General features: G+C 72.3%; 12 protein-coding genes. 6 read left to right on the top strand and 6 right to left on the bottom strand.

Annotated elements, in window-relative coordinates:
- From PLJ28_RS13250 to PLJ28_RS13240, 3 genes are all read right to left on the bottom strand, one after another.
- A partial coding sequence (locus tag PLJ28_RS13250) for an Lrp/AsnC family transcriptional regulator (RefSeq protein WP_324590225.1) occupies positions 1 to 283 on the bottom strand: 283 nt, incomplete at its 3' end.
- Positions 284 to 325: 42 nt separating this feature from the next.
- Positions 326 to 787, bottom strand: coding sequence for a thioredoxin (gene trxA, locus PLJ28_RS13245; protein WP_183529317.1), 462 nt, complete (start codon positions 785 to 787; stop codon positions 326 to 328).
- A gap of 207 nt (positions 788 to 994) precedes the next feature.
- A complete protein-coding gene (locus PLJ28_RS13240) occupies positions 995 to 1,471 on the bottom strand; it encodes a MarR family winged helix-turn-helix transcriptional regulator (protein WP_298042120.1) in 477 nt (158 codons plus the stop codon).
- 108 nt (positions 1,472 to 1,579) lie between these two features.
- On the opposite strand from PLJ28_RS13240, the gene PLJ28_RS13235 reads away from it, so the two are divergent.
- The 3 genes from PLJ28_RS13235 (at position 1,580) to PLJ28_RS13225 (ending at position 5,807) form a co-directional block, all read left to right on the top strand.
- Positions 1,580 to 3,526 (top strand): ABC transporter ATP-binding protein, encoded by a 1,947-nt coding sequence (locus tag PLJ28_RS13235; protein ID WP_298042117.1) that lies wholly within the window; start codon positions 1,580 to 1,582, stop codon positions 3,524 to 3,526.
- 214 nt (positions 3,527 to 3,740) lie between these two features.
- Positions 3,741 to 4,502 carry an SDR family oxidoreductase gene (locus PLJ28_RS13230; protein ID WP_183529323.1) on the top strand — a complete coding sequence of 254 codons (762 nt, stop codon included), beginning with the start codon at positions 3,741 to 3,743 and terminating at the stop codon, positions 4,500 to 4,502.
- A gap of 186 nt (positions 4,503 to 4,688) precedes the next feature.
- Positions 4,689 to 5,807 carry a M14 family zinc carboxypeptidase gene (locus tag PLJ28_RS13225; RefSeq protein ID WP_298042114.1) on the top strand — a complete coding sequence of 373 codons (1,119 nt, stop codon included), beginning with the start codon at positions 4,689 to 4,691 and terminating at the stop codon, positions 5,805 to 5,807.
- Positions 5,808 to 5,941: 134 nt separating this feature from the next.
- Here PLJ28_RS13225 and PLJ28_RS13220 read toward each other — a convergent pair whose 3' ends face one another.
- Positions 5,942 to 6,532: an HdeD family acid-resistance protein gene (locus PLJ28_RS13220; RefSeq protein WP_183529325.1), complete on the bottom strand. Its 591-nt coding sequence runs from the start codon at positions 6,530 to 6,532 to the stop codon at positions 5,942 to 5,944.
- A 245-nt stretch (positions 6,533 to 6,777) separates the two neighbouring features.
- Between PLJ28_RS13220 and PLJ28_RS13215 the strand changes: the two genes are divergently transcribed.
- Together PLJ28_RS13215 and PLJ28_RS13210 are read left to right on the top strand one after the other, a co-directional pair.
- The gene (locus tag PLJ28_RS13215; RefSeq protein WP_183529327.1) at positions 6,778 to 9,000 is read left to right on the top strand and encodes a catalase; all 2,223 of its coding nucleotides are present in this window, start codon (positions 6,778 to 6,780) and stop codon (positions 8,998 to 9,000) included.
- A 302-nt stretch (positions 9,001 to 9,302) separates the two neighbouring features.
- Positions 9,303 to 10,046 (top strand): MBL fold metallo-hydrolase, encoded by a 744-nt coding sequence (locus PLJ28_RS13210; RefSeq protein WP_183529329.1) that lies wholly within the window; start codon positions 9,303 to 9,305, stop codon positions 10,044 to 10,046.
- Here PLJ28_RS13210 and PLJ28_RS13205 read toward each other — a convergent pair.
- Complete coding sequence (locus PLJ28_RS13205) at positions 9,958 to 10,431, bottom strand: hypothetical protein (RefSeq protein WP_183529331.1); 474 nt, start codon at positions 10,429 to 10,431, stop codon at positions 9,958 to 9,960. The genes PLJ28_RS13210 and PLJ28_RS13205 overlap by 89 nt on opposite strands.
- Positions 10,432 to 10,547: 116 nt before the next feature.
- On the opposite strand from PLJ28_RS13205, the gene PLJ28_RS13200 reads away from it, so the two are divergent.
- Complete coding sequence (locus PLJ28_RS13200; RefSeq protein WP_183529333.1) at positions 10,548 to 12,065, top strand: protein adenylyltransferase SelO; 1,518 nt, start codon at positions 10,548 to 10,550, stop codon at positions 12,063 to 12,065.
- Between the two features lie 18 nt (positions 12,066 to 12,083).
- On the opposite strand, the gene PLJ28_RS13195 is transcribed toward PLJ28_RS13200, so the two are convergent.
- Entirely contained in the window at positions 12,084 to 12,617 is a 534-nt protein-coding gene (locus PLJ28_RS13195; RefSeq protein ID WP_183529335.1) for a metallophosphoesterase family protein, read from the bottom strand.
- Positions 12,618 to 12,846: the final 229 nt, after the last annotated feature.

The following is a 12,846-nucleotide window of genomic DNA, read 5'->3' as shown; positions in this document are numbered from 1 at the left end:
CGGTGACCTCGGGGATGGCGGAGAGGATCGCCTCGGTGACCGGTTCGTGGCCGACATGCTGGTTGATGTCCACGGAGCAGAACGCCACCAGGTCGTAGCCGAAACCCGCCGGGTCCACCTGGGGGACGATCGCGCTGATCACGCCGGCCGCCTGCAGCCGCGCCAACCGGCTGGTGACCGTCCCCCGGGCCACGCCGAGGCGCCGCGCGCACTCGAGCACGGGCAGCTGCGGCGAGTCGGTCAGCAGCTGGATGAGCCGGGCGTCGAGGTCATCGGGGCGCATGCCCTCATCCTGCCACCGTCCCCGGGCGAAACGGCCGCCGGGTCAGCGGCCGTGCAGCGCGTTGAGCTGGTCCGCGGCGGACTGGACGGCCTCCTGGGCGGAGGGCTCGTCGTCGTGCTGGCCACCCTGACCATCGCCCTGCTCACCGGCCTGCTCCTCGGCCAGCCGCCGCACCTCGGCGATGTCCAGGCCCTTGACCTGGTCCAGCAGCTGGTCGAGCGCGGAACCGGGCAGGGCACCGGCCTGGGAGAACACCAGCACGCCGCCGCGGAAGGCCATCAGCGTGGGGATGGAGGTGATGCCGGCCATGGCGGCCAGCTGCTGCTCCGCCTCGGTGTCCACCTTGGCGAAGACGACGTCCGGGTGCTGCTCCGAGGCGGCGTCGAACACGGGGGCGAACTGGCGGCAGGGGCCGCACCAGGCGGCCCAGAAGTCCACGAGGACGGTGTCATTCTCGGCAACGGTGGTGCCGAAGCTGTCGACGGTGAGGTCTACGGTGGCCATGGGGGTCCTTCCGGATCGAATCGGGGCTCCCAGTCTCAGCGGCTCGCGCACCCCGGATATTCCCCCACGCCGCCTCACTCATCCCGGGATGGACATCTCCCCGGCCCCTGCCGGGATGATGCGTCCATCGTGACCGGAGAAACCGGCGAGGAGCCGCTCCGGCCGATCCGGGCGCCACCGGATCGCTCCCGACGCCGGCCGGCCGCCTCAGGGGTGCGAGCGCACCAGCTCGGAGAGGATGCGCGCCAGCTCGGCCCGGTCCCCCTCGGACAGCACGGAGAAGTAGTCCCCGGCCTGCCGGCGCCGTTCCTCACGGACCTGCTCGCGCACCCGGGCGCCGTCCTCGGTGAGCACGATGCGCGTGGCCCGCCGGTCGGCGGGGTCGGGCCGCCGCTCGACGAGCCCCTGGTCCTGCAACTGGTCGATCACCTCGGTGGCCGAGCGCGGGGCGATCCGCAGCCTCTCGGCCAGGTCCTTCAGGCGCAGCCCCTCGGCGGCGGCGTCCGCGGTGGCCACTCCCCCGGCCGCTCCCCCGGCCACGGCCTGCAGCGCCCGGAACTGGTACGGCGTCAGGCCGAACGGCGCCAGCTGCTCGCCCCAGCCGCGGCGCAGTCGCCGGAAGGCCACGTGCATGAGGTCACCGAGCTCGGGCGGGGAGGCGGGGGAATCAGCGGGGACCGGCATGCGTTGCATCCTACGCGAGATTGACCTGCAACCTCTTAGTGAGGTAACCTCACTACATTCCCACCCCCGACCTCGCCACGGAGGCCCCTCACGAAGGAGCGCCCACCCATGAGTTCCCCCACCACGCTCACGGCCCCCGCCACCCCGGGCACAGCCCCCGGTCGCGGCGGCGGCCGGGGTCCGGCCCGGCCCGACCCTGTGGACCGGGCCCAGCTGCAGCGCCACCCCGTCTCCCTGCGCCGCATCGCGGCCCTCTTCGTCCCGCACCGGGCGACCATCGCCGTCGTGGTCCTGCTGATCACCGTCTCCTCCGTCATCAACCTGGCCCAGCCGTTCCTGGTGCGCGGCGTCATCGACGACGCCCTGCCGCACCAGGACGTCCCCCTGCTCTCGGCCCTCACCGCCGCCATGGTGCTGGTCGCCGCCCTCACCGCGGCCATCGGCGTGGTCCAGACCTGGATGGCCACGAGGATGGGCCAGCGGGTCATGCACACCCTGCGCGTGGACCTCTTCACCCACCTGCAGAGGCAGTCGCTGTCCTTCTTCACCCGCACCCGCGGCGGTGAGGTCCAGTCCCGGCTCACCAATGACATCGCGGGCATGCAGTCCGTGGTCACCTCCACGGCCACCGGTGTCGCCACCAACGTCACGACCACCGTCGCCACCGCGGTCGCCATGGTCGCCCTGTCCCCGCAGTTGTCCCTGATCTCGCTGCTGGTGCTGCCACCGGCCATCTGGCTCTCCCGGAAGGTCGCGCTGATCCGCCGCAAGGTCACCGACGAACGCCAGCAGACCCTGGCCGCCCTCCACACCCAGGTCGAGGAGGGCCTGTCCGTCTCCGGCGTGCGGCTGGCGAAGACCCTGGGCACCACCGCCCGCGACGCCGCCCGCTTCACCGACCGCTCCGAGGCCCTGATCGACCTGGAGATGCGCTCGCAGCTGGCCGGCCGCTGGCGGATGGCGACCATGCAGGTCGTCTTCGCCGCGATCCCCGCGGTCATCTACCTCGCGGCCGGTTTCCCCGCGACCTCCGGGGGGATGACCATCGGCACGCTCGTGGCGTTCACGGCACTGCAGGGCACCGTGTTCCGCCCCGTGATGGGCCTGCTGAACATCGGCGTCCAGTGGGTCACCGCCCTGGCCTTCTTCTCCCGCATCTTCGAGTACCTGGACCTGGACCCGCAGGTCAGGCCACCGGCCGATCCGGTCCCGCTGGACCCGGAGCGGGTGCGCGGCGAGGTCCGCTTCGAACAGGCCTCCTTCACCTACGACGACGGCGCCGCCCCCGCCGCGGGTGCCTCACCCACCGGGGGGCGCCCGGTGCTGGACCGCATCGACCTGGTGATGCCCGCGGGGACCACGACCGCCGTCGTCGGCCCGACCGGTTCCGGCAAGTCCACCCTGGCCTCCCTGCTGCCCCGGTTGCACGACGCCACCGCGGGGCGGGTCACGATCGACGGGGTCGACGTGCGCGAGATCGACCCGCAGGTGCTGGCGAGGATCGTCGGGGTGGTCTCCCAGGAGACGTACCTGATCCACGCCACCGTGCGGGAGAACCTGCTGCTGGCCGACCCGGACGCCACCGACGCCAGGCTCTGGGAGGTGCTCGGCGCCGCGTCCCTGTCGGACACCGTCGCCGCCCTGCCCGAAGGACTCGACACGGTGGTGGGCGCCCGCGGCCACCGCTTCTCCGGGGGTGAGCAGCAACGGCTGGCGATCGCCCGGACCATCCTGCGCAATCCGCCGGTGCTGGTGCTGGACGAGGCCACCTCCGCCCTGGACAACACCACCGAGGCCCGCGTGCAGGCCGCACTGGACCGGCTGGCGGTGGGACGGACCACGCTGATGATCGCCCACCGGCTGTCCACCGTGACCGGGGCCGACCAGGTGGTGGTGCTGGAGGGCGGACGGATCGTGGAACAGGGCGGCCCCGCCGAACTGCTGGCCGCCGGCGGGCCGTTCGCCACCCTGGCCGCCCGCCGCGAGGACGGGCGCACTCCCGGCACGAGCGCCGGTCCCGCCCACGGCCGGGACCGGGTCGAGGCCCTGGCCTGAGTCCATCCGCAGTCGCGCGAAGGCCGGCCGGACGGCGCGCTCCCCCCATTCCCCGGTGCGGAATCCTGCCTCCTGACGTTGCCGGATCCCGGCGTCCGGCGTAGATCTGGTCCCAGAACATCCACCGCACATCCACCGTGAGGACCTCCGGGGGACCAGCTCCCTCCAGGACCTGGTCCCCGGGCCGGCCTCCGCCGTGAACAAGGAGATCCCCATGTCCCAGCGCGTACTCGTCACCGCCGGCGCCTCCGGCATCGGACTGGCCATCGCCCGGGCCTTCGTCGCCAACGGTGACCGCGTCCACATCGCGGACATCGACCCGGACGCCGTCCAGGCCGCCCTGGCCGAGCACCCGGGCCTCACCGCCTCCGTGGGCGACGTGTCCCGGGCCGCCGACGTCGACGCCATGATGGCCGACGTCCGCGCGGAGCTCGGCGGGCTGGACGTGTTGGTCTCCAACGCCGGCATCGCCGGACCCACCGCGCCCGTGGAGGACTACGACCCGGACGCCTGGGCCGCCGTCGTGGACGTCAACCTCAACGGCACCTTCGAGGTGGCCCGCAAGGCCGTTCCGCTGCTGAAGGAGAACGGGCGCGGTTCGATCATCGTCATGTCCTCCCTGGCCGGGCGTTTCGGCTACCCGAACCGGATCGCCTACGCCACCACCAAGTGGGGCCTGGTCGGGTTCACCAAGACCCTGTCCCTGGAACTCGGCCCCCACGGGATCACGGTGAACTCCATCCACCCCGGTGGCGTCAACGGACCCCGCCTGGAGAGGGTGTTCGAGGGCCGCGCCCAGGTCTCCGGGCGCAGCATCGAGGAGGAGCGGGAGGCGGCCCTGGAGAACCAGGCCATCAAGTCCTTCACCGACCCGGCCGACATCGCCGCCCTGGCCGTGTTCCTGGCCAGCCCGGCCGCCCGGACCATCTCCGGCCAGCAGCTGAACATCGACGGGGACTCCAAGGCAGCGCAGTGACCACCCTCCGGGCGGGGGCGGCGTGACGGCCACGACGCGTGCTTGACGGCCCGGTCAACCCCGGGTTGACTTGGGTGATCCGCGTCACACGCCCCCCGGTGGCCGGCCTCCGTCCTCATGGTGGTTCCCCGTAGAACCCGCCGCGCCCCGGCCCCCTCCCGGCCGGGTCCGTCCCGAGAGGATGCCATGACCCGCTCATCACACTCCGCACCGCGCCCCTCCGCGCCACACTCCTCCGGCTCGCAGCGTTCCCCGCGCCCCCGGGGCCGCCGGCTGGCCGCCCTCACCCTCGCCGCCGGCCTGGCGCTGGGGTCCGGGCTGGCGGCCCCACCGGCCTTCGCCGTGGGCAAGGGACCGAACTACGGCGGCAACGAGACCATCAACACCTCGATCCTCACCACCTACGACGAGCTGGTGGCGGAGCTGCACACGCAGGCGGCCAAGCAGCCGGCCATGGAGCTGGAGGTCATCGGGCAGACCGTGAAGGGCCGGGACATCCACCTGGTCAAGTACCTCTCCGACCCGCAGAACCCGACGATCCTCTACCTGACCCAGCAGCACGGCAACGAGCAGCTCACCACGGAGGGCGCGCTGTCCTTCATCAGGTCGCTCGGCACCGGCAAGAACCAGGGCGTGCTGGACGGGGTCAACATCCTCGTGGTGCCGATGCTCAACGCGGATGGTGCCATGGGTGACGTGGACTTCTCCCTGGAGGACTACATCGCGTCCGGGGACCGTCACCTGACCCGGTACAACGCCCACGAGGTGGACCTGAACCGGGACCACATCGCCAAGGTCGAGCCGGAGACCCGGGCCCTGCACGAGAACGTGCTGCAGGCCTACGACATCGACTACATGATCGACCTGCACCACCAGGGTTCCCGGTCCCAGGCCGACGGTGAACTGGTCTCCGGGTCGATCCTGCATCCGACCACCCCGAATGTGGACGCCGAGGTCCTGGGCGGGTCCAAGCGACTCGGAGCGATCGTCCACGGCGCCATCGAGCCGACCGGCTGGGGCCACCTGGGCAAGTACGTGGGCGGCGCCACCGAGAACATCGCGCGCAACGGCATCGCCGTGGAGTACGGCATCTCCACGCTGCTGTTCGAGATGCGTGGGATGTCCGACCACTCCAACCCCGGTTCCGTCCTGGGCCAGAAGTCGAACGGTTACCTGATCAAGCAGACCGTGACCACGCTGGAGTCCACGGCGCGCGCGATCGCTGACGGGTCGATCGAGGCCGCGGACACCACCTTCTGGGACACCCTGACGGCGCAGTCGAACGCGGGGTGGCCCGCCGAGTAGCCTGGCCGTCCTCACCGGCTGCCGGTCGATGGATGGCGCGGAGCCCCGGGGTCCGGGTGCTCCGCCTCATCCATCGACCACCGGCCCCGCTGGGCTCGCCGTCAGGCCCGACGGGGGTCAGGCAGGGCGGATCGTCAGGCGCGGCGCACCCGGAAGGCGCTGATGATGGTGGTCAGCCCGAACACCACGCCGTAGATCCCGACGACGAGCACCAGGGCACCCAGCGCGACGAGCGGGTTCACGAACATGACGACCGCCAGCACGATCGCGACGACCACGTTGATCAGGCCCAGGAAACTGCCCCACCTCCCGGATCGGCGGTCGGTGATCTCGAGCAGGCCGCGCACCGCCAGGCCGATGGCCAGGATCCACAGCACGGCCACCCCGCCCACCACGGCCAGGGCATAGGGGAAGACCACCAGGGCCAGGCCGGCCAGGATCGCCACCACCCCGCCGAGCAGGGGCATCCCCCACCGGCGGCCCGTACTCTTGCGCCGGCCCGCGATCGCGCAGCCGGTGACCCCGTCCAGGACGAGCCAGATCCCGATGACGATGCTCAGCGCCGCGGCTGCGGCTCCCGGCATGAAGACCATGACGAGGCCGAAGACCAGGGCGAGGACACCGCGGACGAGCAGCCACCAGAAGACGGCGTTCCTGAACTCCTCCTCCAGGCCCTCGAAGGTGCCCCAGTCATCAGTCCGACGCCGATCGGTCTCCCTGGTCATGACGGACCTCCCTCACCCCTGCAGATCCGGCCCCGTTCCGGCTCGACCCCGCCCGGCCCCGGAACCCCGTGGTTGCGTCGTGCCCATCGTCCCACTCTCCCGGCCTCACGCGCAGGACCCCGTCCGCGAGGTCTTGCCCGCAGGGCTCCACCTGCCGCACACTCCGCGCCGGTCGCTTCTGGCCAAGACCCCCCGCCCCCTGTCTACGGTGGTCGGAGCCCTTACCTACGGCGAAAGGCAACACCATGTCCGAGAACCCCCAGATCCCCGGCACCCCGGGCCCGGTCCCGCCCCCGCTGGAGGAGCCCACGACTCCGGCCGGCCCGTTGCCGCCGAAGCCTGACCAGACCGGGCCCGCCACGGTCTCCCCCACCGGGCAGGAAACCGGTGCCCCGCAGGAGAAGATGGCCCAGGGCGGGGAGTTCCTCACCACCGCCCACGGCGCCCGGCTGAAGGACTCGGACCACGCGCTGCGCGCCGGACCCCGGGGACCTCTGCTGCTGCAGGACCACCACTTCCGCGAGAAGATCAGCCACTTCGACCACGAGCGCATCCCCGAGCGGGTGGTGCACGCCCGCGGCGCCGGCGCCCACGGCGTGTTCCGCGGCTACGGCACGGCCGCGAAGATCTGCCGGGCGGGGGTCTTCGAGAAGGACAAGGAGACCGAGGTCTTCGTCCGTTTCTCCACCGTGGTCGGTTCGCGCGGCTCCATGGACGTGGCCCGTGACACCCGCGGCTTCGCCACCAAGTTCTACACGGACGAGGGCACCTGGGACCTGGTCGGCAACAACATGCCGGTGTTCTTCATCCAGGACGCCATCAAGTTCCCGGACGTGGTGCACGCGGTCAAGCCGCACCCGGACCGGGAGATCCCGCAGGCCCAGTCCGCCCATGACACGTTCTGGGACTTCGTCTCCCTGCACACCGAGGCCCAGCACCACACGATCTGGAACATGTCCGATCGCGGCATCCCGCGGTCCTACCGGATGATGGAGGGCTTCGGCGTCCACACCTTCCGGCTGATCGCCCAGGACGGGTCCACGGTGCTGGTGAAGTTCCACTGGAAGCCGAAGCTGGGCGTGCACTCGGTCACGTGGGAGGAGGCGCAGATCATCAACGGCGCCGATCCGGACTACCACCGCCGGGACCTGGCGGACGCGATCGAGGCGGGCGCCTTCCCGGAGTGGGAGCTGGGCGTGCAGGTCTTCGAGGACAACGAGGACCAGATGTTCGCCGGGATCGACCTGCTGGATCCCACGAAGATCGTCCCGGAGGAACTGGCGCCCGTCGAGCCGATCGGGCTGCTGACCCTGAACCGCAACACCTCGAACTTCTTCGCCGAGACCGAGCAGGTGGCGTTCAACCCGAACAACCTCATCCCCGGCATCGACGTCACCAACGATCCGCTGCTGCAGGGCCGGCTCTTCTCCTACCTGGACACCCAGATCACCCGCCTCGGCGGCCCCAACTGGAACCAGCTGCCCATCAACCGCCCGCACGCGGAGGTCAATGACATGCTGCGGGACGGCATGCACCAGACCGCCGTGCACACCGGAGTGGCCCCCTACCGCCCGAACACCCTGGACGGGAACAACCCGTTCGAGACCCCCGACGGCGAGCGGCCCTTCATCGACCACCCCGCCCCGGTGGCCGCCTCGGTGAAGGAACGGGCACTGCCCGCCACCTTCGACGACCACTTCAGCCAGGCCCGGTTGTTCTTCCGGTCCCTGACCGAGGTGGAGCGCGAGCACGTGGCCCAGGCCTACACCTTCGAGCTCGGCAAGTGCTACGAGCAGGCCATCCGCGAGCGCCAGTTGCGCGCCCTGGCCAACATCGACGCCACGCTGGCCCAGGTCGTCGCCGAGGGGCTGGGCCTTCCGGCACCGAAGCCGTCCGAGGCCCCGGCCGACGTCGAGCCCTCACCGGCCCTGGCCCAGGTCGGCGGTGAGTGGCCGCTGGCCGGCCGTCAGGTGGGGATCATCGTCGGCGAGGACGTGGACACCGGCGAGCTCGCCGACGCGGTCGCCGCGGTGGACAAGGCCGGGATGGTGCCCCTGGTGGTCGCCCCGTCCGGCGGCGAGGCCGCCACCCGGCTGCTGGGCAAGGACGTGGTCGCGCAGCGCACCTACCTGACGGCGGCGTCCGTGGAGTTCGACGCCGTCCTGCTCGCCTCGGCCACGCCGCCCGCCCCGGACGCGGCGCACGGCCTGGACGCCAAGGCCGCCGCTCCCGGGCCGGAGGGCGTGGACCCGCGGGTGGCCAAGCTGCTCGGCGAGGCGTGGCGCCATGCCAAGGCGATCGCCGCCTTCGGCACGGGCCAGGAGGTGCTGCGTGCCACGGCGATGCAGGACACCGCGGGTGTGGTGACCGCCAAGGGTGGCGCCGCGGCCGTCCAGGAGCTGCTCGCGCTGATGCCGGCCCACCGGGCCTGGCACCGCTTCCCCACCACGGGCCGGTTCGCCGACTGAGCCGGGGTAGCCGGCCGCTGACTGAGCCGGGGTAGCCGGCCGCCGGGTGGGTGGCACCGATTGTCAGGCGATACCCAGCCGGCACCCGGCCGGTCCCCACGACCGTTGCCTACGGTGGGAAGCACCTCATCAAGGTGCGAGTGATGACAGAGGGCCCCGGGCCCGGCAGAATGCGTTCCCCTCACGCAGCCGGACTACCCGGGGCCCTGCTCGTGCCCGGCGCCTCGGGGCAGCCCCTCCCTCCGCGCCCTTCCTCCCCCTACGGTGGAGAACGGACACCCTTGGACGACCCGGGAGGACCCATGCTCACCCAGGACATCGCCCCCGGCGTACACCTGATCGACCACGCGCACGTCAACTGCTACCTGGTCGAGGACGACGACGGCGTCACGCTGGTCGACGCCGGACTGCCCGGCGTCTGGACCGAGCTCGGCCGCTCGATCCGCACGATCGGCCGCCGGCCCGAGGACGTGAAGGCCCTCGTGCTCACGCATGCGCACTTCGACCACGTGGGCGTCGCCCGGCGCCTCGTGCACCGCCTGGGAGTGCCGGTGTACGCGCACCGCGCCGAGCGCACCCTGGCCGCGCACCCCTACCGGTACGCCCACGAGAACCCCCGCGCCGCCTATCCGCTGAAGCACCCCCGCGCCGTGCCGATCCTCTCGGCCATGCTGGCCGGCGGCGCACTGGCCGTGAGGGGCACCCGGGTCACGGACCACATCGAGGACGGGGACACCCTGCCGGTGCCCGGACGGCCGCGCGTCGTCGCCAGCCCGGGCCACACCCACGGGCACTGCGCGCTGCACCTGCCCGACCGCGATGCCCTGTTGACCGGGGACGCCCTCGTGACCCTGGATCCCTACACCGGTGAGACCGGGCCGCGGATCGTGGCGGGCGCGGCCACCGCGGACAGCGCCCAGGCCCTGCGCTCGCTGGACGCCCTCCTGGCCACCGGGGCTACGCTCGTCCTGCCCGGGCACGGCCGGCCCTGGGAGCGGGGAATCCAGCCCGCCGTGGTCGAGGCCCGGCGTCACGGTCCTTCCTGACCCGCCCCGCTGACCGCCAGGCGGCCAGCCAACCGGCCTCCACGGCGGCGTCCGCCAGGTAGATCCGCCGGATCCGGCCGCTCGTGCCGTAGACCGCGTCGATGGCCCCGAAGGTGAGCGCGGAGCCCACACCGAGCCGGGCCGCCGTCGGGTGTGCCTCCGGGGCGGAGCCGGACCGGAGCATGGACCAGCCGATCGTCACGGCCAGGCCGGCCACGGTCTGCACCAGCCAGCGGTCGGCCTTGGGTCCGGTCACGCGTTCGAAACTGCGGTAGTGCACCAGCGGCCAGGCCCCGGTCACCAGCACGTACAGGCCCTGGGCGCGGGCCAGCCGGGACGTCGTGAGCTCCCCGGTGCGGTCTGCGGCGGCTGGCGGACGTGCCATCGCACTCTCCTCTCCGTGAGGGCCGGTGCCCGTAGCCTACGGACCCGGCCGGCGGCGGACGAGGCCGGACCGGCGGCACCTCACTCCCGGGTCCGGCCCGTGACTACGCTGGACGCATGAGCCACACCACCCCCGCCCTCGCCCTGCAGGCTCGATTCGCCACCGACCTGCCGGAGCTGGCCATCCCGTGGCGCGCCGAGGACACCCCGGCGCCGCAATTGCTGGTGCTCAACGAGCCGCTGGCAGCCGGGCTCGGCCTGGACGCCGAGTGGCTGCGCACCCCCGAGGGGCTGCGGTTCCTCACCGGCACCGGCGTGGGTCCCGACGCCGGCGCTGCCGCGGGTGCGGAGGGCACCTCCCCCGTCGCGCTCGGCACCCCCGTCGCCCAGGCCTACGCCGGGCACCAGTTCGGGGTGTACGTCCCGCGCCTCGGAGACGGGCGCGCCCTGCTGCTCGGTGAACTGGGCGCCGGGAACGGCGATCACGGTCAGCTGCGGGACCTGCACCTCAAGGGGTCCGGGCCCACGCCCTTCGCCCGCGGCGGGGACGGCCGGGCCGCCGTCGGGCCCATGCTGCGCGAGTACGTCGTCAGCGAGGCGATGCACGCCCTGGGCATCCCGAGCACCCGCTCCCTGGCGGTGGTCGGCACCGGGCGGAGCGTGCTGCGCGAGGACGGACCCTTGCCGGGGGCGCTGCTCGCCCGGGTGGCGGCCAGCCACCTGCGGGTGGGCAGCTTCCAGTACGCCCGCAGCCTCGAGGACCCCACCGTGCTGCGCCGCCTGGCCGAGCACGCGATCGCCCGGCACCACCCGCAGGCCGCGGACGCGGACAACCCACCCCTGGCCCTGTTCCGCGAGGTGGTCTCGGCCCAGGCCTCGCTCGTGGCACAGTGGCTGCTGGTGGGCTTCGTCCACGGGGTGATGAACACGGACAACATGACCATCTCGGGCGAGACCATCGACTACGGGCCGTGCGCCTTCATGGACGCCTTCGACCGCGCCGCCGTCTACAGCTCGATCGACACGGCCGGACGCTACGCCTACGGGAACCAACCCGCGATCGCCCAGTGGAACCTGGCCCGTTTCGCCGAGGCCCTGCTGCCGGAACTCCACGAGGACCCGAACGTGGCGGTCGAGCTCGTCACGGATGCGCTGCAGGACTTCACCCGCCAGTTCAGCGACGCCTTCGCGGTCGGAGTCCGCCGCAAGCTCGGGTTGTCCACGGACATCGCGCAGGAGACGGCGGGACCGCTGGCCGACGAACTGCTCGCCCTGCTGCAGCAGGACCACATCGACTTCACCGGGTTCTTCCGCCGATTGGGCCAGGCCGCCCGCGGGGACACCGGGCCGGTCCAGGCGGTGTTCACCGACCGGCCGGCCCTCGACGACTGGCTGGAGCGCTGGGGGGCCCTGAGCCCCGACCCGGAGTTGATGGACCGCGCCAACCCCCTCTATATCCCGCGCAACCACCTCGTGGAGGAGGCGCTCGCCGCCGCGCAGGCGGACGACGTCGGGCCCCTGGAAAAGCTGCTGGAGGCGGTGACCCAGCCGTTCGAGGAGCGGCCCGGGCTGGAACGCTACGCCGAGGGCCCGCCCGAGGACTTCGGACGGTACCGCACCTTCTGCGGCACCTGAGGCCCTGGACAGCTGCGGTCAGGGGGTGCGGTCCACCGGGCGCACGTGGACCTGGGTCAGCTGGCCGTCCTGGACGACCGCCGTCATCATCGTGCACTCGGGCTGGCGCCGCCGGTCCGTGGGCGAGCCCGGGTTGAGCAGTCTCAGTCCGGGGTTCGCGGTGTCCTCCCCCGCCACGGTGTCCCACGGGATGTGACTGTGCCCGAAGACGAGGACGTCCACTTCGGGGAACACCTGCGCCATCCGGCGTTCCCGGCCGCGCGCCGCGCCCGTCTCGTGGGTCATCGCGAACCCGACCCCGCCGATCTCCACGCGCGCCACCTCAGGCAGGCGCCGGCGTAACTCGGCGCCGTCGTTGTTGCCCCACACGCCCACCAGGCGGCGGGCCCGGGACTCCAGTTCATCCAGGAGTTCCGGGACCTGCCAGTCCCCCGCGTGGAAGACGACGTCCGCCTCGTCGACTGCCCGCCACACCTGGGCCGGCAGGGCGCGTGCCCGGTTCGGGACGTGGGTGTCTGCCAGGAGCAGGAGGCGGACCGGGGCGGAGGACATGGGGCAAGGTTAGCGCCGGCCGCACGGACGTCCGGTGGCAGACGGCGCTCAGCACTGCAAGGATGAGTCCTGACTGCGCGCAACACTGCAGGGCGTGGTCACGTGACCCTCGTGACATGGAAGGAGACCGGGTGCCCACTCCCGAGACCGATTCCCAGGGTGACGGGGGCGTCCCCGCGGACATCCCCGTGCCCACCGCCGACGTGGACACCCCCGCGGACGTCAACTA

This window comes from Citricoccus sp. (genome assembly GCF_035445025.1).
GTDB lineage: Bacteria > Actinomycetota > Actinomycetes > Actinomycetales > Micrococcaceae > Citricoccus.
The sequence above is the reverse complement of the archived record's forward strand: the minus strand, read 5'-3'. Positions and strand labels throughout refer to the sequence as shown.